The sequence below is a fragment of the Citrobacter sp. LST-B2 genome, assembly GCF_057983045.1.
In genome coordinates this window covers 1,438,565-1,460,335 of the sequence record NZ_CP192598.1, presented here as the reverse complement: position 1 = coordinate 1,460,335, position 21,771 = coordinate 1,438,565, and the positions used below count along the sequence as shown (strand labels likewise).

Annotated in this window: 19 protein-coding genes; 15 read left to right on the top strand and 4 right to left on the bottom strand. The window is 52.8% G+C overall.

Going from position 1 to position 21,771, the window contains the following annotated elements; genetic code table 11:
- Window position 1: 1 nt before the first annotated feature.
- From ACQ0PY_RS06810 to ACQ0PY_RS06800, 3 genes are read left to right on the top strand one after another with little or no spacing between them, the layout of a single operon-like run.
- Window positions 2–1,069 (top strand): ABC transporter permease, encoded by a 1,068-nt coding sequence (locus ACQ0PY_RS06810; protein ID WP_044256655.1) that lies wholly within the window; start codon window positions 2–4, stop codon window positions 1,067–1,069.
- 53 nt (window positions 1,070–1,122) lie between these two features.
- Window positions 1,123–1,920 (top strand): SDR family oxidoreductase, encoded by a 798-nt coding sequence (locus ACQ0PY_RS06805; RefSeq protein WP_109739983.1) that lies wholly within the window; start codon window positions 1,123–1,125, stop codon window positions 1,918–1,920.
- A 35-nt stretch (window positions 1,921–1,955) separates the two neighbouring features.
- The gene (locus tag ACQ0PY_RS06800; protein WP_043001479.1) at window positions 1,956–2,741 is read left to right on the top strand and encodes an SDR family oxidoreductase; all 786 of its coding nucleotides are present in this window, start codon (window positions 1,956–1,958) and stop codon (window positions 2,739–2,741) included.
- A 131-nt stretch (window positions 2,742–2,872) separates the two neighbouring features.
- Here ACQ0PY_RS06800 and ACQ0PY_RS06795 read toward each other — a convergent pair whose 3' ends face one another.
- Window positions 2,873–4,906 carry a choline transporter gene (locus ACQ0PY_RS06795; RefSeq protein ID WP_043001480.1) on the bottom strand — a complete coding sequence of 678 codons (2,034 nt, stop codon included), beginning with the start codon at window positions 4,904–4,906 and terminating at the stop codon, window positions 2,873–2,875.
- A gap of 126 nt (window positions 4,907–5,032) precedes the next feature.
- Between ACQ0PY_RS06795 and betI the strand changes: the two genes are divergently transcribed.
- The 3 genes from betI to betA are packed head-to-tail and all read left to right on the top strand — an operon-like array spanning window position 5,033 to window position 8,803.
- Window positions 5,033–5,623 carry a transcriptional regulator BetI gene (betI, locus tag ACQ0PY_RS06790; protein WP_044256659.1) on the top strand — a complete coding sequence of 197 codons (591 nt, stop codon included), beginning with the start codon at window positions 5,033–5,035 and terminating at the stop codon, window positions 5,621–5,623.
- A 17-nt stretch (window positions 5,624–5,640) separates the two neighbouring features.
- Window positions 5,641–7,113 carry a betaine-aldehyde dehydrogenase gene (gene betB, locus ACQ0PY_RS06785; protein WP_043001482.1) on the top strand — a complete coding sequence of 491 codons (1,473 nt, stop codon included), beginning with the start codon at window positions 5,641–5,643 and terminating at the stop codon, window positions 7,111–7,113.
- Window positions 7,114–7,126: 13 nt separating this feature from the next.
- A complete protein-coding gene (gene betA, locus ACQ0PY_RS06780) occupies window positions 7,127–8,803 on the top strand; it encodes a choline dehydrogenase (protein WP_043001483.1) in 1,677 nt (558 codons plus the stop codon).
- 5 nt (window positions 8,804–8,808) lie between these two features.
- Here the strand turns inward: betA and ACQ0PY_RS06775 are convergent, their stop codons facing one another.
- Window positions 8,809–9,510: a GNAT family N-acetyltransferase gene (locus tag ACQ0PY_RS06775; protein WP_044256664.1), complete on the bottom strand. Its 702-nt coding sequence runs from the start codon at window positions 9,508–9,510 to the stop codon at window positions 8,809–8,811.
- A gap of 144 nt (window positions 9,511–9,654) precedes the next feature.
- Here ACQ0PY_RS06775 and ACQ0PY_RS06770 point away from each other — a divergent pair, with 144 nt between their 5' ends.
- From ACQ0PY_RS06770 to ACQ0PY_RS06760, 3 genes are all read left to right on the top strand, one after another.
- Window positions 9,655–10,770, top strand: a complete 1,116-nt coding sequence (locus ACQ0PY_RS06770; RefSeq protein WP_109739982.1) for a YbdK family carboxylate-amine ligase — start codon at window positions 9,655–9,657, stop codon at window positions 10,768–10,770.
- Window positions 10,771–10,839: 69 nt separating this feature from the next.
- Window positions 10,840–11,088 (top strand): DUF1158 domain-containing protein, encoded by a 249-nt coding sequence (locus tag ACQ0PY_RS06765; RefSeq protein ID WP_043001486.1) that lies wholly within the window; start codon window positions 10,840–10,842, stop codon window positions 11,086–11,088.
- A gap of 353 nt (window positions 11,089–11,441) precedes the next feature.
- On the top strand, window positions 11,442–11,861 hold the full coding sequence (locus tag ACQ0PY_RS06760) for a fimbrial protein (RefSeq protein WP_054176110.1): 420 nt from the start codon (window positions 11,442–11,444) through the stop codon (window positions 11,859–11,861).
- 122 nt (window positions 11,862–11,983) lie between these two features.
- On the opposite strand, the gene ACQ0PY_RS06755 is transcribed toward ACQ0PY_RS06760, so the two are convergent.
- Entirely contained in the window at window positions 11,984–12,325 is a 342-nt protein-coding gene (locus ACQ0PY_RS06755) for a RamA family antibiotic efflux transcriptional regulator (protein ID WP_043001487.1), read from the bottom strand.
- Window positions 12,322–13,455 (bottom strand): MBL fold metallo-hydrolase, encoded by a 1,134-nt coding sequence (locus ACQ0PY_RS06750; protein ID WP_043001488.1) that lies wholly within the window; start codon window positions 13,453–13,455, stop codon window positions 12,322–12,324. Before ACQ0PY_RS06750 ends, ACQ0PY_RS06755 begins: the two co-directional genes overlap by 4 nt.
- 191 nt (window positions 13,456–13,646) lie before the next feature.
- Here ACQ0PY_RS06750 and ACQ0PY_RS06745 point away from each other — a divergent pair, with 191 nt between their 5' ends.
- The 6 genes from ACQ0PY_RS06745 (at window position 13,647) to ACQ0PY_RS06720 (ending at window position 21,649) form a co-directional block, all read left to right on the top strand.
- A complete protein-coding gene (locus ACQ0PY_RS06745; protein WP_043001489.1) occupies window positions 13,647–14,228 on the top strand; it encodes a TetR/AcrR family transcriptional regulator in 582 nt (193 codons plus the stop codon).
- Window positions 14,228–14,596: an MmcQ/YjbR family DNA-binding protein gene (locus ACQ0PY_RS06740; RefSeq protein ID WP_044256666.1), complete on the top strand. Its 369-nt coding sequence runs from the start codon at window positions 14,228–14,230 to the stop codon at window positions 14,594–14,596. Before ACQ0PY_RS06745 ends, ACQ0PY_RS06740 begins: the two co-directional genes overlap by 1 nt.
- A gap of 98 nt (window positions 14,597–14,694) precedes the next feature.
- Window positions 14,695–15,348 carry an oxygen-insensitive NAD(P)H nitroreductase gene (gene nfsB, locus ACQ0PY_RS06735; RefSeq protein WP_043001491.1) on the top strand — a complete coding sequence of 218 codons (654 nt, stop codon included), beginning with the start codon at window positions 14,695–14,697 and terminating at the stop codon, window positions 15,346–15,348.
- 398 nt (window positions 15,349–15,746) lie between these two features.
- Window positions 15,747–18,362: a filamentous hemagglutinin N-terminal domain-containing protein gene (locus ACQ0PY_RS06730; protein WP_109739981.1), complete on the top strand. Its 2,616-nt coding sequence runs from the start codon at window positions 15,747–15,749 to the stop codon at window positions 18,360–18,362.
- 99 nt (window positions 18,363–18,461) lie between these two features.
- The gene (locus ACQ0PY_RS06725) at window positions 18,462–20,141 is read left to right on the top strand and encodes a ShlB/FhaC/HecB family hemolysin secretion/activation protein (protein WP_109739980.1); all 1,680 of its coding nucleotides are present in this window, start codon (window positions 18,462–18,464) and stop codon (window positions 20,139–20,141) included.
- 281 nt (window positions 20,142–20,422) lie between these two features.
- Entirely contained in the window at window positions 20,423–21,649 is a 1,227-nt protein-coding gene (locus ACQ0PY_RS06720) for an O-antigen ligase family protein (RefSeq protein WP_162301192.1), read from the top strand.
- Window positions 21,650–21,771: the final 122 nt, after the last annotated feature.

Below are 21,771 nucleotides of genomic sequence, written 5' to 3'. Positions count from 1 at the left end.
CATGAACCAGAAATATATGATTTACATGTACCTGCTGAAGGCCAGAACGTTTATCGCGCTGCTGCTGGTCATCGCATTCTTCAGCGTGATGGTACCGAATTTCCTGACCACATCTAACCTGCTGATTATGACCCAGCACGTTGCGATTACCGGCTTACTGGCAATTGGAATGACGCTGGTGATCCTCACCGGGGGCATTGACCTGTCGGTCGGCGCCGTTGCAGGGATCTGCGGCATGGTGGCGGGAGCATTACTCACCAATGGCTTGCCCATCTGGGGCGGTAACATCATCTTCTTCAACGTAGCGGAAGTGATCCTCTGTGTCGCCATCTTCGGCGTTCTCGTCGGGTTCGTAAATGGCGCCGTCATCACCCGCTTTGGTGTGGCTCCTTTCATTTGTACTCTCGGCATGATGTACGTTGCCAGGGGATCTGCCCTGCTGTTTAACGACGGTAGCACCTACCCCAACCTTAACGGTATGGAAGCGCTAGGAAATACCGGTTTTGCTACGCTGGGTTCCGGCACGCTGCTCGGGATTTACCTGCCAATCTGGCTAATGATTGCCTTCCTGGTGTTGGGCTACTGGATCACCACCAAAACCCCGCTTGGCCGCTATATCTACGCGATCGGCGGTAACGAATCCGCAGCGCGTCTGGCCGGTGTGCCGATCGTCAAAGCGAAAATTTTCGTGTACGCCTTCTCCGGGTTGTGCGCTGCCTTTGTTGGGTTGATTGTCGCGTCTCAGCTACAAACAGCGCACCCGATGACCGGCAACATGTTTGAGATGGACGCCATCGGCGCCACCGTCCTGGGCGGAACCGCGCTCGCTGGCGGTCGCGGACGGGTATCCGGTTCTATCATCGGGGCCTTCGTCATCGTCTTTCTGGCCGATGGCATGGTGATGATGGGCGTCAGCGATTTCTGGCAAATGGTCATTAAAGGTGTCGTTATCGTCACCGCCGTGGTTGTCGACCAGTTCCAGCAAAAGCTACAGAACAAAGTCATTCTGATGCGTCGCCATGAAGAAAAACAGACGACAGCACCCTCAGCGAATACCGTATCCAGTTAAGTAGCATCACTCCGCCGGACATCACCTGTCCGGCTTATACAGGGGAAAGAAATATGCAACGTGATTTTCATGGTAAGACGGTCGTCATCACCGGGGCATGCCGGGGAATTGGCGCAGGTATCGCCGAACGTTTCGCCCGGGACGGCGCAAACCTGGTGATGGTCTCCAACGCGGAGCGCGTTCACGAAACGACAGAGCAACTGCGCCAGCGCTACCAGGCTGATATTTTATCTTTGCAGGTTGATGTCACTAACGAAGAGCAGGTACAGGCGCTGTATGAGCAAGCCGCTGCGCGCTTTGGCACGATTGACGTCTCCATCCAGAACGCTGGTGTGATCACCATCGATTACTTTGACCGGATGCCAAAAGCTGATTTTGAAAAAACCCTTGCCGTCAATACCACAGGGGTGTGGCTCTGTTGCCGGGAAGCGGCGAAATATATGGTGAAACAGAACCATGGCTGTCTGATTAACACCTCTTCCGGTCAGGGACGTCAGGGCTTCATTTACACCCCGCACTATGCCGCCAGCAAAATGGGGGTGATTGGTATCACGCAGAGCCTGGCGCATGAACTGGCCCCGTGGAACATCACCGTTAACGCCTTCTGTCCAGGGATCATCGAAAGCGAAATGTGGGATTACAACGACCGCGTATGGGGCGAGATCCTCAGTACCGATGAAAAACGCTATGGCAAAGGTGAACTGATGGCAGAGTGGGTTAAGGGCATCCCCATGAAACGCGCCGGTAAACCCGAGGACGTCGCCGGACTGGTCGCTTTCCTGGCCTCTGACGATGCGCGCTATCTTACCGGACAAACCATCAATATTGATGGTGGCCTGATTATGTCGTAATACCCGCCAGGGTATTGATGAAGAGAGTTATCACTATGATCGCAAAAGATTTTGCTCAACAACTGTTTAACCTGCAAGGACGCGTCGCTTTCGTCACGGGCGCAGGTAGCGGCATCGGTCAGACCATTGCCTGGGCGCTGGCCAGCGCGGGTGCACGGGTCGTCTGTTTTGATCTGCGTGAAGACGGCGGATTGAAAGTGACCGCTAATCATATCGACGCGATGGGGGGGCAGTCGGCACTCTATACGGGAGATGTTCGTCAGCTTAGCGACCTTCGCGCCGCCGTTGCCCTGACCAAAGAACGGTTTGGTCGTCTGGATATCGCGGTGAACGCCGCCGGTATTGCCAACGCTAACCCGGCCCTGGAAATGGAAAGCGAACAGTGGCAGCGCGTTATCGACATCAACCTCACGGGCGTCTGGAACTCCTGCAAAGCGGAAGCGGAACTGATGCTCGAATCCGGCGGCGGATCTATCATCAACATCGCCTCCATGTCCGGGATCATCGTCAACCGAGGCCTTGAACAGGCGCATTACAATAGTTCTAAAGCGGGGGTTATTCACCTCTCGAAGAGCCTGGCAATGGAATGGATTGAAAAAGGCATTCGTGTGAACTCCATCAGCCCGGGATACACCGCCACGCCGATGAACACCCGTCCTGAGATGGTTCATCAGACACGTGAATTTGAAAGTCAGACACCAATACAGCGCATGGCAAAAGTGGAGGAGATGGCAGGTCCGGCGCTGTTCCTCGCCAGCGATGCGGCTTCGTTCTGTACTGGCGTCGATCTCGTTGTGGACGGCGGATTTATCTGCTGGTAGACAGATAATCGCCCGCAGCCAGGAGAGACTGCGGGCGAGGCGATTAAGCGGGTGCCGTCTCATCCAGACCTGACTCGCGGATATGCGGGGATAACTCCCCGCATAACGGCTACTTCTTCGTTTAGCTCGTCCTACATGCCCGGGAACAACACGCCATTTCCTGGCGCTTCGCGATCCAGATGAATGAAGTTCAGATGACGTTCGTACTGGTCGAGGATATCGGTAATCACCTGCTCTTTGCTGTAGTCCATCAGGTCATTGCCCTGGCTGCCTTCCAGCAGGAAGGTCTCCAGCCGGTAATAGGTCGATTTCCCGCTGCGCGCACGGTAGGTGAAACCAGGCACGGCATACTGCTGAGGCCAGATCTGGTAGATAAAGTTACGTTCATCGCCCATATGCACCAGCAGGTCGAGGTGACCAAGATTGTCCCCTTCTTCTGGCGGCATACTTTGCAGTTCCACCCTCGCGCCACGCAACCGCAGCTCCTGCGCGACCTCTTCCATCGCCGGATAACAGACTGTTTTCATCATCTCGCGGGTGTAGCGTGTGCCGGGATAGTTCATCAGGCGTGACAGACGTTTTTTCCAGCTCAACCGATCCTGCACGCCCATGGGGCGCGGCGCGGTATGGCGGCTGGCGCTCTCGCGGCGATAATCTTCTACCTTGAGCGATTTATACAACCCGGCCATCACAAAGAAAATCACAAAGCTGAACGGCAGGCCCATGATCACCGTGGTGTTCTGCAGGGCTGAAATTCCGTTCGTCATCAGCATTCCCAGGGTCAGCAGCCCGATGGCCACCGACCAGAAGATACGGATCCAGTTTGGCGCATCGCTGTTGATATCCTTCAGCTTCGAGGTGAAGTTTCCCAGCACCAGCGCGCCGGAATCGGCTGACGTCACATAAAACAGCAGACCGGTAATGGTAGCGACGGAAGCGCTAAACGTGAATGCCGGATATTGTGCCAGCAGGCTATAGAATCCGCGCTCCGGATGCACCATCGCTTCCTGGGCAAATCCCGCATCGCCGTGGATAATTTCATACAACGCGCTGTTGCCGAACACCGACAGCCACAGCAGAGTAAAGGTGAACGGAATAATCAACGTACCGAAGACAAACTGACGGATGGTACGCCCACGTGAGATCCGCGCGAGGAACAGACCGACAAACGGCGACCATGCCACCCACCACGCCCAGAAAAATAGCGTCCAGTTATTCATCCACTCAACCGGACGATCAAAGGCAAAGCTGTTGAGCGTCATCCCCATAAAGCGATTCACATAGTCGCCCACATTGAGCACCAGCGCGTTGAGCAGGAACGAGGTGTCGCCCATAAACAGCACAAACAGGATCAGCCCCAACGCCAGCAGAACATTAAGCTCTGAAAGTACGCGGATGCCCTTATCCACCCCGGAAGTGACCGAAATCGTGGCGATCACCACCGACAAGACAATCAGCGCTGCTTTCGCCGCCATCGAATCCGGGATATCAAACAACACGCTCAGACCGTAGTTGAGCTGAACCACACCAATACCCAGCGTCGTGGCGATACCAAAAATAGTTCCGATGACAGCGGCGATATCGACACTATGCCCAATCGGTCCGTTGATGCGTTTACCGAAGATCGGATACAGCGCAGAACGGATGGTCAGCGGCAGGTTATAGCGATAGCTAAAGTAACCCAGCGCCATGCCCATCAGAGCATACATCGACCAGCCGGTCAGGCCGTAGTGGAACAACGTCCAGACCATCGACTGGCGCGCCGCTTCAATGGTCTGCCCTGCCCCTTCTGGTGGCTGCATATATTGCGTCACCGGCTCCGCCACAGAGAAGAACATCAGGTCGATACCAATCCCGGCGGCGAAGAGCATGGCCGCCCAACTGAGCAGACTGAACTCCGGTTTCGACTGCTCCGGGCCGAGCTTTACCGAGCCAAAACGCGAACAGGCAATGAAAACAACAAAGACGATGTACAGCGTGGCCGCCAGCAAATAGTACCAGCCAAAGGTTTGCGAGACCCAGTTCAGGGTCCGGCCAATCCAGACGGCGGAGAAATCACTAAAAAAGAGGGTGGTCAGGGAAAACAACAAAATCAGCCCGGCGGAGGTGTAAAACACCACCGGATTGATTTTGTCCTTTTCTCTGCTCTGCGGAAGGTCTGACATCAATTATCCTCACTTTTCTTGTAACTATTTGAAATCAAATTCGCAACAATTAAGACACATTTATATTGAACGTTCAATCAATAAAAGGTTAAATACATAAACATTACTGATGAATGGAGCCGCAACATGCCCAAACTGGGGATGCAAACCCTTCGGCGCAGACAGCTGATCGACGCTACGCTGGAAGCGATTAATGAAGTCGGGATGCACGATGCGACGATTGCGCAAATCGCCCGTCGTGCCGGTGTTTCAACCGGGATCATTAGCCATTACTTTAAGGATAAGAATGGATTGCTGGAGGCAACGATGCGCGACATCACCAGCCAGCTGCGTCATGCCGTTTTGCATCGACTCCATGCATTACAGGGAGCACGCGCCGAGTTGCGATTGCGCGCCATCGTGGCGGGAAACTTTGACGAGACCCAGATAAGCCACGCCGCAATGAAGGCCTGGCTGGCATTCTGGGCCAGCAGCATGCACCAGCCGATGCTGTATCGCCTGCAACAGGTCGCCAGTAAACGTCTGTTGTCGAACATTGTGTATGAATTTATGCGCGAACTGCCGCGTGAACAGGCGCAGCAGGCAGGCTATGGCCTCGCGGCGCTGATCGACGGGCTGTGGCTACGCGCCGCACTAAGCGGTAAGCCGTTTAATCTCAGTCTTGCGCAGGCGCTGACCACCCATTTCATCAGTCAGCACTTACCCAAAAGCCACTGACTCACCGAGGAGAATGCATGTCCCGAATGGCAGAACAACAGCTTTACATTGATGGTGGCTATACCGCCGCCACCAGCGGTCGGACTTTCGAGACGATCAACCCTGCCAGTGGCGAGATTCTGGCCACCGTACAGGCCGCAGGGCGTGAGGATGTCGACCGCGCGGTAAAAAGCGCTCAGCGCGGACAAAAAATCTGGGCGGCGATGACCGCCATGGAACGCTCGCGCATTCTGCGCCGGGCAGTGGAGATTCTGCGCGAACGCAATGATGAACTGGCGAGACTGGAAACGCTGGATACCGGCAAACCGTTCAGCGAAACCGCCAGCGTCGATATCGTCACCGGCGCAGACGTACTGGAATACTACGCCGGGTTGATTCCCGCGCTGGAAGGGAGCCAACTCCCGCTGCGCGAGACCGCGTTCGTCTACACCCGCCGCGAGCCGCTGGGCGTTGTCGCCGGGATTGGCGCATGGAACTACCCGATTCAAATCGCGCTGTGGAAATCCGCACCGGCGCTGGCGGCGGGTAATGCGATGATCTTCAAACCCAGCGAAGTCACCCCGCTGACTGCCCTGAAGCTGGCAGAAATCTACAGCGAAGCCGGCCTGCCGGACGGCGTCTTTAATGTCCTGCCGGGCGAAGGCGCAGAAACGGGCCACTATCTGACTGACCATCCGGGCATCGCCAAAGTCTCCTTCACCGGCGGCGTCGCCAGCGGTAAAAAAGTGATGGCAAACGCGGCCGCCTCGTCGCTGAAAGCGGTGACGATGGAGCTGGGCGGCAAATCGCCGCTGATCGTTTTCGAGGATGCTAACGTTAATCTCGCCGCAGACATCGCGATGATGGCAAATTTCTATAGCTCCGGTCAGGTCTGCACCAACGGAACCCGCGTGTTCATTCCGGCGCGGATGAAAAGTGCGTTTGAGCAGACCATTTTGTCCCGCGTGGCGCGGATCCGCGCAGGCGATCTGTTTGATCCCGCCACCAATTTTGGCCCGCTGGTCAGCTTTGCGCATCGCGAAAACGTCCTGCGCTATATCGAAAGCGGTAAAAAAGAAGGTGCAACGCTGCTGTGCGGCGGAGAGGTACTGACGGGAAACGCGTTCGATGAGGGAGCCTGGGTCGCGCCAACGGTGTTTACCGACTGCCGCGACGACATGACCATCGTGCGCGAGGAAATCTTCGGACCGGTGATGTCCATTCTGACATACGAGAGTGAAGACGAAGTTATTCGTCGCGCCAACGACACTGATTACGGTCTGGCGGCGGGTGTGGTCACTCAGGATCTCAACCGCGCCCATCGCGTCATCCACCAGCTTGAAGCAGGGATCTGCTGGATCAACACATGGGGGGAATCCCCTGCCGAAATGCCGGTTGGCGGCTACAAACATTCCGGTATTGGCCGCGAAAATGGCCTGATGACGCTTCAAAGCTACACCCAGGTGAAGTCCATCCAGCTCGAGATGGCCCCCTTCCAGTCCGTATTTTAACCAGGAGGTTTCATTGCATTTTGACTACATCATTATTGGTGCCGGCTCTGCCGGTAACGTACTGGCTACACGACTGACAGAAGACAGCAATACCACCGTCCTGCTGCTGGAAGCGGGTGGCCCGGATTACCGTGCGGATTTCCGTACCCAGATGCCGGCGGCACTCGCCTTTCCGCTACAGGGAAAACGCTACAACTGGGCCTACGAAACCGAACCCGAACCGCATATGAACTACCGCCGGATGGAATGCGGACGCGGAAAAGGGCTCGGTGGCTCGTCTTTGATTAACGGCATGTGCTACGTGCGTGGCAATGCGATGGATCTCGACAACTGGGCGCAAGCGCCCGGGCTCGAACACTGGAGTTACCTCAACTGCCTGCCCTATTACCGTAAAGCAGAAGCGCGCGATATTGGTGCCAATGACTATCACGGCGGCGACGGCCCGGTCAGCGTGACCACCTCAAAACCGGGCGTGAATCCGCTCTTTGAAGCGATGATCGAGGCGGGCGTTCAGGCAGGCTATCCGCGGACAGACGACCTGAATGGCTATCAGCAGGAAGGTTTTGGCCCAATGGATCGTACCGTCACGCCTCAGGGACGGCGCGCCAGCACCGCGCGAGGCTACCTGGATCAGGCGAGAAAACGCCCTAACCTCACCATTGTGACCCATGCGCTGACTGACCACATCGTCTTTGACGGCAAAAAAGCCGTCGGCGTGGAGTGGCTGGAAGGCGACAGCACGATCCCGACCCGCGCCAGGGCAAACAAAGAAGTGCTGCTGTGCGCAGGGGCGATTGCTTCGCCGCAGATCCTGCAACGCTCCGGCGTGGGTGATGCTGCGTTACTAAAGGCTTTTGCGATCCCGCTGGTTCACCACCTGCCCGGCGTCGGGGAAAATCTGCAGGATCATCTTGAAATGTACCTGCAATATGAGTGTAAAGAGCCCGTGTCGCTTTACCCCGCTCTGCAATGGTGGAATCAGCCGAAGATTGGTGCTGAATGGCTGTTTGGCGGAACCGGTATCGGCGCGAGTAATCACTTCGAAGCCGGAGGATTCATCCGCAGCCGTGAAGCCTTTGCCTGGCCGAACATTCAGTACCATTTCCTGCCGGTGGCGATCAATTACAACGGTTCTAATGCAGTGAAAGAACATGGTTTCCAGTGCCACGTCGGGTCAATGCGCTCGCCGAGCCGCGGTCACGTCCATCTGAAATCCCGCGACCCACGCGAACATCCGGCAATTCTGTTTAACTACATGTCAACAGAACAAGACTGGCAGGAGTTCCGCGATGCGATTCGTATCACGCGGGAAATCATCAACCAGCCGGCGCTGGATAAATTCCGTGGACGAGAGATCAGTCCCGGCATTGCGTGTCAGACTGACGAACAGCTGGACGCATTTGTGCGCGAACATGCGGAGACGGCGTTTCACCCCTGCGGCACCTGTAAAATGGGCTTTGACGAGATGGCAGTGGTCGACGGTGAAGGGAAAGTGCATGGCGTTGAGAATCTGCGCGTCGTGGATGCGTCGATCATGCCGCAAATTATCACCGGCAATCTGAATGCAACGACCATTATGATTGGCGAGAAAATTGCCGATGCCATTCGCGGACGCGCTCCGCTGGCGAAAAGTACAGCGCGTTATTACATGGCAGGCGACGCGCCGGTACGCAAACCGGCGCGACGGTAAGCGTATTACTGTCGACACTGGGCCAGCGTTTTAATCTGCTGGCCCTGCGCGTCAAAATTCTCCGCCGCTAACCAGCGCTGCAATGCGCGGTCACACTCAGGCCACTCGCCATCAATCATCGATAGCCAGTCACTGTCCCGGTTGCGGCCTTTGCGGACAATTTTCTGGCGAAAGCGGCCTTCAAAGACAAATCCCAGGCGCTCTGCCGCGCGACGCGACGCCAGGTTGAGAGAATCACATTTCCACTCCACGCGGCGATATCCCTGTGCGAAGGCGTAGCGCAACAGCAGCCAGACGGCTTCTGTGCCCAGTACGCTATTTTTCATCCGCGGCGACCAGGTGACATGGCCGATTTCAACGCTGCCGTGCTCGCGTTCGATCGCCATAAAGCAGACTAACCCCACCGCACGTTCAGCGCGGATATCCACCACGGTGAAAGGTACCAGCGCGTCATCATTCGCTTTTCCACTGAGCCAGTGGAACGTCGCCGCAACGCTATCGGGTCGACGGCTTGCCAGCCACGTCCAGTCTCGCTCGTCGTCTGCCTGCGCATAAGCGTCGAACAAATCGGCGGCATGACGTTCAGGATCGAGCGGCTCAAGGCGACACCAGCGACCTTCCAGCACGGTCCGTTGCAGAACGGACGCGCCATGCCAGTCCGGTAGCGCATCGCCCACCGTCTGGCCGTATTCATTGATTTCCGGCACCGATTACTCCTTACACAAGGATAAAATTTGGTTATAGCAGTTCCCGATGCGCCTTCAAAGCACCGGATTCAGATTTCTTCCACCACGCCGAAACCCGCACTCACTTCTATACTCATCTGACAAATCAAAGGAGAAGCGAACACTATGCCACTACCCGATTTTCACGTCTCTGAACCGTACACCCTCGGCATTGAACTGGAAATACAGGTGGTTAATCCGCCGGGATATGATCTGAGCCAGGACTCTTCGACGCTGATTGCCGCAGTGAAAGACCGGGTACACGCCGGCGAAGTGAAGCACGATATCACCGAAAGCATGCTGGAGATGGCGACTGACGTTTGCCACAGTATCGATCAGGCGGCGGCGCAGTTTTCCGCGATGCAACAGGTGATCCTGCAAGCGGCGGCTAACCATCACCTCGAAATTTGCGGCGGCGGTACGCATCCGTTTCAGAAATGGCAGCGCCAGGAAGTATGCGATAACGAACGCTATCAACGCACGCTGGAAAATTTTGGCTATCTCATTCAGCAGGCCACCGTATTTGGCCAGCATGTTCACGTCGGCTGCGCCAGCGGAGATGATGCGATTTACCTGCTGCACGGGCTGTCGCACTTTGTCCCGCATTTTATTGCGCTCTCGGCGGCTTCACCTTATATGCAGGGCTCCGATACCCGCTTTGCCTCGTCGCGGCTGAATATCTTCTCTGGTTTCCCGGATAACGGCCCCATGCCGTGGGTGAGCAACTGGCAGGAGTTTGAAGGGTTATTCCGTCGTCTCAGCTATACAAGCATGATCGACAGCATTAAAGATTTACACTGGGATATTCGCCCCAGCCCGCATTTTGGCACGGTCGAAGTGCGGGTGATGGATACGCCGCTCACCCTCAGCCATGCGATCAATATGGCCGGTTTAATTCAGGCTACCGCGCACTGGCTACTGACGGAACGACCGTTTAAACATCAGGAGCGTGACTATCTGCTGTATAAATTCAACCGTTTTCAGGCCTGTCGCTACGGGCTGGAGGGGATTCTGACCGACGTGCATACCGGCGACCATCATTCGCTTTCAGAGGACACACTGCGCCTGCTGGAAAAAGTTGCGCCGTCCGCTGATAAAGTCGGTGCCGCAAGTGCGATTGAAGCCCTGACCCGGCAGGTTAAACAGGGGGCCAGCGAAGCGCAAAAAATGCGTGAGTTTGTCAGCGATGGCGGATCGCTCATCGGGCTGGTGAAAAAACATTGTGAGATTTGGGCCGGGTAAGCGGCGCCGGTTTGCGTTAACGGTGAAGATCCCGGACAATGGCTTTTTTAACTCACGTTTAACATTGCCATGAAACACCCGCTTGAATCACTGATGACCGCCGCCGGTATTCTGCTGATGGCCTTTCTCTCCTGCCTGCTGCTTCCCGCGCCTTCGCTGGGGCTGGTGCTGGCACAAAAGCTGGTTGCGACCTTCCATCTGATGGATCTCAACCAGTTCTACACGCTGCTGTTCTGCCTGTGGTTCTTAGCGCTTGGCGCTGTTGAATATTTCGTGATTCGCTACGTGTGGCGTCGTTGGTTTTCGCTGGCTCACTAAGCCGGTGAACCAACCGGGCGCCACTTCTTTTGGCGCTCACTAACAGGAACCCGAGAGACTCACCACATTACCAATCAGGCGTGATTTGTTAATTTAAATATTAAAACAATAAATATTCTTATCTATGCGCCTTCCACACATTCCATCTTTCCGGCACAGAGATCATTTACTAATAAACCCGAAAGCAAGATACGCCTGCGGGCACCGTCCTGAAAGCCCATTATCTGACGTTCCCGGAAGTGATCGCGTATTGTGATAACGGCATGATAATGAGCTGGGCAGTGGGCGATGGTCCCGGCTCTGCCTATACCCTGCCAATGGGGAAATGAAATCTTATCAATGGCAGTATCACTGTGCTCGCCTGCACCATACCGTCCGGTACTAATCTCGCGTTCCCCATTGGGGATGTGCAGGCCGATCAGTTTACCCAGTTGGGTACCCATTCACAGGAAAGCAGCACGGCTGACCTGAAACGCGACTGTGACGCGAACGCCGATATCAATGTGACGTTAACCGGCGCACAAAACCCTGATACCACGGACGACAGCGTTCCCGAGCTCAGTAACCAGGGTGACGAAAGGGTTGCCGCGGGGATCGGCGTGCAGTTACTGTACAACGATACGCCACTGGAACTGAATAAGATGCTTAATCTTAAACGCTCGGCAGGCGGCCTGGAGCCGTTCCCCATTACCGCCCGATATATACAGACCAAAGATAAAGTACGGGCCGGACAAGCAAATGCGACGGCGACACTCAATCTGACGTATCAATAAAACCCCACAGGCTATATATAGTAAATCGCCCATTATTGGCAAAAATCCTTCATACCCCTCACCTATGTTTTTTAATCCACAGTGAGGAGATGTTTTGCCAAAGAAAGCGTTTTTCCGGGAGATCAGTGTGCCCGACTGTGATTTTCTTTGCGGTAGGCGCCCGGCGGCTGGTTAAACGTGCGGGTGAAAATGCGAGTAAAGGTCTGTTGAGAGTCAAACCCGTAGCGCAGACAAATGTCATACACTTTTTCGTCGGACTCGCGCAGATCCCGCGCCGCGAGCAGCAGTTTACGTTCACGAATATAACGTCCCAGACTCTCCCCTTTGTACTGTAAAAACAGACGCTGCAGATGCCATTTGGAATACCCCGCGTGGCGCGCAATGTCGTCAATGCGCAGCGGCTGATTCAAATTATCATCTATCCACTCGACAATCGTGTCGATAACCTGAGCAGAAATGGTCATTCGGAACTCCTCTCCTGCAAATGTGAGGTCTGCTCCCACCAGACGGTGAACGGCTGCGCCAGATCGTCCAGTTTTACCGGTTCACCCTGCATTGGCGTGAGCAGACGGTACGCTTTATGTCGACTGGCCAGCGCCAGCCGTTTGTAAGGGTCATCCCAGGTATGTTTAGCCAGCACAAAGCGTCCGGCATGACCGGGCAATATCGCTTTTGCCCGCAAATCCTGAGCGGCCTGAGCGGTCTCTTCTGGCATCATATGGATGTACTTCCAGTCCTGGTCATATTGACCGTTCTCCATAATGGCAAGATCGATGCCGCCAAACTGCTCGCCGATGGCCCGGAAATGAGGCCCGTAGCCGGAGTCACCGCTGTAATAAATTTTCTGTTCCGGCGTTTCGAACAGAAAACTGGCCCACAGCGTCTGGTTGCGCTTAATGCCGCGGCCGGAAAAATGCCGCGCAGGCAGAACGTGAATCATCAGCGAATCGTCAATTCGCACGGACTGATTCCAGTCGCGCTCTTCAATGATGTCGCTATTCATTCCCCAATAACGCAGATGCGAACCGACACCCAGCGGTGTAAGCACGCGCTTCACTTTGGGCATTAACGCCTTGATGGTGGCGTAGTCCAGATGGTCATAGTGGTCGTGCGAAATGATCAGCAGATCGATCGCCGGCATCGCCTGCGCCGTCCACGGATAGTCGCCTGCGAAAGCCTTATTGAGGAAGGAAAACGGCGCGGCATAACTGCTGAGCACAGGGTCAATCAGAATACGTTTGCCGTCCAGTTGCAGATACCACGACGAATGCCCGAGCCAGATTAGGATGTCTTCAGTGACCGGCAGACTGGCAAGATCGGTCGCAACCAACGGCAGGGGCTGATCGGGGCGCGCATTCTCACGCTTCGCGACCAGAAACTCCCACCACGCCGCGAGCATACTTTTGTTTCCGGTATAGCCCGGCGTCGGTATCTGATTATGGAATTGCCCGTCCCGGTAGTTTGCAGATTGTTCAACCTGGCTAAGCTGAGCGCCCTGTGGCGCCTGGCCGAAGCCAGCATTGAGGACAAACGGTAACGTTGCTGCACTGGTAATGAGCATAATAACAACCACGCAAACTGTGAGACGCTTCATATCCTGACCTGAAAACGCGCGCCTGTCCGATGGTTTGCTCGACGCACCCTTGATTATGAGTGAGTAAGCACTCATTATAGAAATCAGACGTTTCTCGTCAAGATGATTTTCAATCTTTGACATTCACCGTTGCGGCGCTGCATACGCCGTGTTTCAATCACATTTTTAGACCACATTAAGGGTAAAGTGTAGTGGCTCGTCCGAAGAGTGAAGACAAAAAAAAGGCATTACTGGAGGCAGCAACCACGGCGATTGCGCAGTCCGGGATCGCGGCGTCAACCGCAGTGATTGCCCGCAATGCTGGCGTGGCGGAAGGGACATTGTTTCGCTATTTCGCGACCAAAGACGAGTTAATCAACGAACTGTATCTTCATCTTAAACAGAGTCTCTGCCAGTCGATGATCGCCAATCTGGATCGTTCACTGACCGATGCCAAAGCGCTGACCTTTTATATCTGGCGCAGCTATATCAGTTGGGGGATAAACCACACGCAGGGGCATCGCGCGATACGCCAACTGGCCGTCAGCGAAAAAATCACCAAAGAGACGGAACAAAAAGCCGACGATATGTTTCCTGAACTGCGCGATCTCTGTCACCGCTCAGTGCTACCGGTCTTTATGTCCGATGAATATCGCGCCTTCGGCGATGCGCTGTTTTTAACGCTGGCAGAAACGACAATGGAATTTGCCGCCCGTGAACCGGCTCGCGCTGAAGAGTTTATTTCTCTGGGTTTTGAAGCCATGTGGCGCGCCCTCACCCGCGAGGAAAAGTAATGGACGAAAAAACGCTGCACGAGTGCGCAAAACGCCTGGCATTAGCCTTCCCCTTTACTGAGCACTGCTGGCCGTTCGGCCCGGAGTACGACGTGTTTAAGGTCGAAGGAAAGATTTTTATGATCGTCACCGAATTTAACCGCCGTGCGGTAATAAACCTGAAAGCCGACCCGGAAAAATCCCTGTTAAATCAGCAGATTTACCCCAGCATAACCCCCGGTTATCACATGAACAAAAAGCACTGGATTTCCGTCGCGCCCGGTGACGATATTACCGAGTCGTTACTGGAAGAGCTGGTGAACGACTCGTGGAATTTAGTGGTCGATGGCCTGCCTAAACGCAGCCAGAAACGAATCCGTCCGGTCTGATTAGTCTCAAATAACGAAAACTGTGTTCGCCATTTCTCTCTTATCATCTCCGGGAGAACCCTGTAACCTGCGAAGATTAAAACCAACCGGGAGTCGTTATGGATATCGTTTCAGTTGCCTTAAAACGTCATTCAACCAAGGCATTCGACCCAGCTAAAAAGCTGACCGCTGAAGAAGCCGAAAAAATCAAAACACTGCTGCAGTTCAGCCCGTCCAGTACTAACTCTCAGCCGTGGCACTTTATCGTCGCCAGCACAGAGGAAGGCAAAGCGCGCGTGGCGAAATCTGCCGCCGGTAACTTTGTCTTCAACGAGCGAAAAATGCTTGATGCCTCGCATGTCGTGGTGTTCTGCGCCAAAACGGCAATGGATGATGCATGGCTGGAACGCGTGGTTGATCAGGAAGAGGCCGATGGGCGTTTTGCTTCCGCGGAGGCGAAAGCCGCTAATCACAAAGGTCGCACTTTTTTTGCCGACATGCACCGTAAGGAGCTGAAAGACGATGCACACTGGATGGCAAAGCAGGTGTATCTGAACGTGGGTAACTTCCTGTTAGGCGTCGCCGCACTGGGTCTGGACGCGGTGCCAATCGAAGGTTTCGACGCCGCCATTCTTGATGCAGAATTTGGCCTGAAAGAAAAGGGCTTCACCAGCGTGGTGGTGGTGCCTGTCGGTCATCACAGCGTGGAAGATTTTAATGCCTCGCTGCCAAAATCTCGCCTGCCGCTGAGCACGATTATTACTGAGTGCTAATGTCTTCAGGCACGTTGCTTCGCGACGTGCCTGTTCTCATTACCCTTCCACTCGTTAAGGTTTTTTCAAGTTTCTTACACATTGTGTAACACCTCAGAAATATCTTGAACAGAAATTATCCATATCATTTATCAATCGATTTTCCCATTTTCGACGACGCCTCTCTTTCATATTAATGAATTACCTAATAAACACATTTTTATAATAAATAATTGCGATATTTTTTTGTGCAATTATCAATGTGTTACTTTTCGCACCCAGCCAACAATTGCTGTTAAAAAAAAACGAATCGTTACAAGTCCTTTTCTGGATTAAAGGGATTGCATGATTTCATATCCCCCCCATTTTTCACCAATGAAATGGGGAATTTATATTCAAGGAAATACAAGGATCAGTAAATGAAAAGCAAAAATATTAATATCGAGCGCAATAATCGTCAGGTTTTACACGCAAAGCTGGCTCCAACCTGCTTTGCAACGATGCTTGCGCTTGGAATGATTATGCCAGCTCACGCTGCGGTTGTAGCAGGTAATACTAACCAACCGGGTATTCATACCAACGCAAATGGCACTACCGTTGTTGATATTAATAAAGCCAGTGCGGGTGGCGTTTCACATAACGTTTATTCTGAGTTCAACGTAGACAGTAACGGCGTTATTCTGAACAACAGTAGCAGCAATTCGAACACTCAGTTAGCCGGCCAGATTAATGGCAACGCTAATATGGCGAGCGGCAGTGCAAAGGTGATTCTTAACGAAGTGCGCTCCTCCGATCCGAGCCAGCTTAACGGCATGATCGAAGTCGCCGGTCAGTCCGCTCAGGTCATTATTGCTAACCCATCAGGCATTACCTGCGACGGTTGCGGTTTTATTAACACCAACCACGCAACGCTAACCACGGGTACCGCCACCTACGATAATCAGGGCAACGTAACCGGACTGGACGTCAGCAAAGGCCAGGTGTCTATTACCGGTAAAGGTATGGACACCCGCTCCACTCAGTACACCGACATTATCGCTCGCTCCGTGAAGGTCAATGCGAAACTGCAGGCGAATGAGCTGAACATCATTACCGGTAATAACCGTATTGATAAGAATGGTCGCGTACAGAAAAAATATGACGACAGCACCAGCCCGGAAGTCGCGCTGGATGTATCTGCGCTGGGTTCCATGTATGCCAATAAAATTTACATGGAAGGGACAGACAGTGGCGTCGGCGTGCGTATTGATCACGCAGACCTGACCGCGACGGATACCTTGTCTCTCAATGTTGATGGCGTGATTGAAAACAACGGCGGCCATATTAGCGGTAAAAACTCCACTGCTGTAATGGGATCATCTGTTCTGAACCATAATGGCCAGATCACGTCTGATGGGATGGTCTCCGTTTCTGCCGACGAATTACTGGACAACAGCAATGGTCAAATCAAAGGCAATTATGTTGATTTGTCTGGCAAAAACACAGTAAACACCCATGGCAAGATTCAGGGAAACCAGCAGACCACCATCATGGCGGATTCGCTGAATAACACCCAAGGTGAAATCACCAGCGAAGGCGCCCTGAGCATCGCTCGCTCTTCTAACAGCTATAACTCCTGGGGAGCGACCGGCGTCAATAATACAAACGGTCGTATCAATGCTAAAGGCTCGCTGACCGTGGACTCAGCAAATCTGGACAACACGTCTGGCAGCCTGACAAGCAACGGCTCGATGAGTGTTAACGTCGATACGCTGACCAACAATAACGGGGTTATTTCTGCAGGTAATGGCTGGAATATGATTAACGCCTCCATGTTGAATAATGATAACGGCGTTATTCAGACTCAGGGACGTGACAGCCAGTTGCAGGTAAGCGGCAATAACATGCTCTCTAACCATAACGGCACAATTCATAGCGACGGTTCCGTTTCTATCAATGGCGCACTGGATAACATGTCCGGCACGATTTCAGCCGGCAATGATATCTTCATGTATGGTTCGTCTTATTATTCTGATCTTGCCAGCAAGCTGGAAGCGGGTCACAACATTGATATGACGGTGACAAATACTTTCCAGAACGCAGGGACTCTCGCTGCGGGACAGGATATGTCTTTAACCATCGGTTCCAATGGTTGGGGCAGCTACGGTGGCCCAGCCCAGAACAGTGGTTCTATTACCGCCGACGGTAATCTGAATCTGCAGATGAATAGCAGCGTGTTTAATAACAGCGGTGCAATCCACGCTAATCAAATGAATCTGCAACTGTCCGATCTTGCTAACAGCGGTACGATCTCCAGTAACAATGACATCAACGTTAACGCCAACAATGTCTATAACCTGATGTATGGCAACATGAATGCTGGCCATAACATCTACATCACAACCTCTTCTCTGATGACTGACGCAGGAAGCGCTATTCAGGCAGGGGAAGATGCTAGCCTGTCTGTGATGAGCAACCTGAACAATACCGGTGATATCCGTGCCGCGCATGATATCAACCTCAATGTGATGGGAAGTTACGGTTATTCACAGAGCACCTCTTATAACAACGGTACCATTGCCGCTGGTAATAAATTGAATGCCCAGATGGATCGCGTAACGTTGATGAATAGCGGTACGCTGAGCGCGGAAAACGGTATTACGCTGACCACTAATTACCTGAACAACAGCGGCAACATCTCCAGCACCGGTGATGTTAAGCTGAATACGTCTAACGGTATGTTCAACGAAAGCACCGGTACGATTACGGGCGATCACGTTTATACCACGGGTTATGTCACTAACATGGGCGTTATTAATGAAACGGGTTCGGCTAATCAGGATGATGGCGCGAATACCCCTGACAACAATAATACCGATAATGGTGGTTCAACCAATAACGATGATAACACCGTGGTACAGCCTAATGGAACACCTGCAGGTAACGGTGTCTGGGAAAATGGCGTCGTTTATAAACCAGGTGACATGTATTACGGCTACGTCGTGGTAGATATCATCTATTATCCTGGCGGTTATGTTATCTGTACTGGGATTTAATATATTTTAGTTCCAAAGCCCCATGAAGTTATGGGGCTTTATTAATTTATTTTAGAAATGCTTCTGAGGTTCAGTACCTACAGGGAAGAGTTAAATATCATGATTGTTTATCGTACCAGCCTCAGTCTCATTCTTTTCTCACTGTTCGCGATACGCCCTGGCATCGTGGAAGCTGAGCCCGTCTCAGGCCAAGGTGCCACCAGTCAACAACAGGATCAGGCAAGGCATAATCAGCTTGCTCCTCAAAGTAAGACATTGCTCACGGCAGAAAATGTACAGGATAGCGATACGCTGATCCTGCCCAAAGAATCCGTCTGCTATGACATGAAACACGTAGTTATCGATAAAACGGTCGCCCTCCCCCACTGGCTGACCTTTAACGATCTTATTCGCCAGGTTGAAAAGCATTGTATCGGAATACAGGGGATCACGGCTCTACATAAAGCCGTCCAGAATCGGTTAATCTCCCATGGATATATTACCAGTCGGGTGTTAGTTCCAGACCAAAATTTAAAAGAGGGAACATTAACCCTGCGAATTTTGCCCGGTCGTATCAGTGAATGGCTGTTACAAAATCAGGAAGGCCGCGCCGTTCATCGCTGGAATAACTTCCCGGAAGCTGAAGGCGACGTTCTTGATTTACGCGGTCTGGAACAGGGACTGGAAAATTTGCAGCGTATTCCCGGATCGCAGGCAAGTATTCATCTTGTTCCCGGTGAACATCCTGGCGATACTCGCGTAGAAGTCAGTCGCAGCCAGAATAAAGCATGGCGTCTGGGGACGTGGATGGATGACGCCGGAAGTAAAAAAACGGGGCGTTATGAAGGCGGTCTGGCCTTTTACCTTAATAACCCCACAACGCTGAATGACATTTTTTATGTTGCTTATGGCGGCGGTTTTAAAAATGAGTATGGACGTCGCAACGACAACACTTCCGCCTTCTACTCCGTCCCGTGGGGCTACTGGCTGCTTGAACTCTATGGCAGTAAATATCGCACGGTTCAGACAATCCATAGCGGTGATTACCACTATCAGTACAGCAGCAGTGAAAAATTACTGACTGCAGAAATCAAACGCGTTATCTACCGCAGCGCCAGTCAAAAAACAACGCTGGGTTTTAAAGGCATTAAACGTGATTCACACTATGACCTCAACGATGTTGAAGTGGAAGTACAGCGCCGGGACACCAGCAGCTGGCAACTCAACCTGGAACATTTAGCTTATCTGCCCTTTGGGCAACTCACCTCCCGACTGGGCTATCAACATGCCGCGCACTGGTTTGGCGAACAAGCCGATGCCGAAGAAATGGTAGGTAGTGCCGATCCCCTGGCACGCATTATTACCCTGAGCGTCGACGGCACATTTCCGTTTAAAGCTGGCGATCTGTCGATGAGCTATGAGCCGCATTTCATGCAGCAAACGTCACCGGATAAACTGACGCAGCCGGATAAATTTACTATCGGTAACCGCTGGACGGTACGTGGCTTCGACGGTGAATCCTCCATTTATGCTGATAAGGGTTGGTATCTGCGTAACGACATTAACCTGAATCTCCCCAGGTGGGGAATGCAGCCCTATCTTGGCTTTGATTACGGGGAAGTCAGCGGTTCGAAAAATGATTACTGGAGCGGCACACGCATCGCCGGTGCGGTTGCGGGTGTGCGAGGTGTTAAAGGCAACGTTGGCTATGATCTTTTCGCCGGCGTTCCGGTGATGAAACCTGATGATATGCAGACCAGTCCGTTTACACTTGGTTTTTCAGTGCAATGGCAATATTAAATCGATGCCTGAATGGATCAGTCTTAGAATGGACAGGACTTAAATAGCGCCATCTTGAGTGGGTACATACAACATCGATTTACCCACTCAAGAATATTATGCCCGCCCGAATGCTCGCGTTTTGCAAATCTGGGGAAACCTTCACGTCTTCCCGCCTTGTGCCGCTTTTTTTATACTTCCTGCTCAGTTTTTACTGGTTAGTGCTGATACATATTCCCTGGCCAAACAGCGTCGATTACGGCATGAATTTACCGATGAACCTGCTATCGTGGGCTGCGATTTTGCTTCAGGCGCTGATCGTCTGGCTGTCGCTGCAAGCGGATAAAATACGTCTGACACCCACGTTTTTATGCCTGCTGCTCAGTGCGATAGCATTTACGTTACCCGTCTTCTGGTCGCCTGATCAGGGACTCGCCATCGCTCTTCCTCGACTAACAGGGATCTGGGGAGGCGTGTTTACCTATCTCACCTTACTTCAGTACCCACCGCGGGAAAAAGAAATTGTTGCTCTGAGCTATATGATCGCTGCGGCAGCTTGCATTGAAACCGTTTATTCTCTGATGGGTTTCTGGTGCCCACAATGGCTTCCCTTCCCGCTTAACGCACTGGCTGAAAATTATTCCGGTGGTGCACCGGGTATTTTTCAACAGCGTAATGTCACCGCCACATTTCTGGCGACAGGTTTATCTCTTCTGCTGGTGTTGATGGCGGACAGGCAGCGAACGCTTAAATCGTTTCGTGCGGAAACTGCGCGGAGGTTCGCAATCTGTTTTGCAATTATCCTCATCTCTGCGACGCTAGTATTATGTCGTTCCCGAATTGGCTGGCTGGGCGGTCTGTGTGGAATTGCCTGCGCGTCGCTTCTTTTCTGTCAACAATGTTGGCGAGATAGAACCACGGCTTGCCAACGCCTTGCGATTATTTTCTTACCGATCATCGGTGGTCTGTTGGGTTCGGTTTTGCTCCAGGGTTCCGTATTAAATTCGTTGGCTCATGAAGAGTCAAATCAACAACGACTCCTGACGCTGGAATACACCGTGCGCCTTATCATGACGCATCCCTGGAGAGGGATTGGTTTAGGCATGCTTGAATCGGTGTATCAAAATTTTATGGCCGATCTTCCTTTCGCGAATCCTGGCCGGGAAATGATGCAGCATCCACATAATGAGACGTTATTTATTCAGGCGGAAGGCGGAATTGTCGCCCTCCTGGGCGGGCTGATTCTTTTATGGGGTTGGATTATTTTATTTCGCCGCCCAAAAAGCTTGTGGCAGTGGGTGACACTGTTAACCACCCTACCGATTTTGTTACACACTCAGGTCGAGTTTCCTCTTTATTACTCCGTTGCGCACTTTTTTCTCATCCTGCTACTGATGAGTGCAACTGAAAGCCGTAAATCCACGTTCACCTTGCCGGTAAAATATCTGCGTCCAGCCCTGGCCGCGACCGCACTGTACGGTATTGTGCTGTCAATGCAGCTCTTTCGCGCCAGTGTGACACTGGGATAATTCGAAACGGGCCGACTTGAACCACCGGAAAGTATTCGTCAATTATCCGTTCCCTGGCTGATGCAAATACGCTGGTAGCGGGATCTCTCCCGCTTACATCTGATGCATTTTAATCAAAGCGG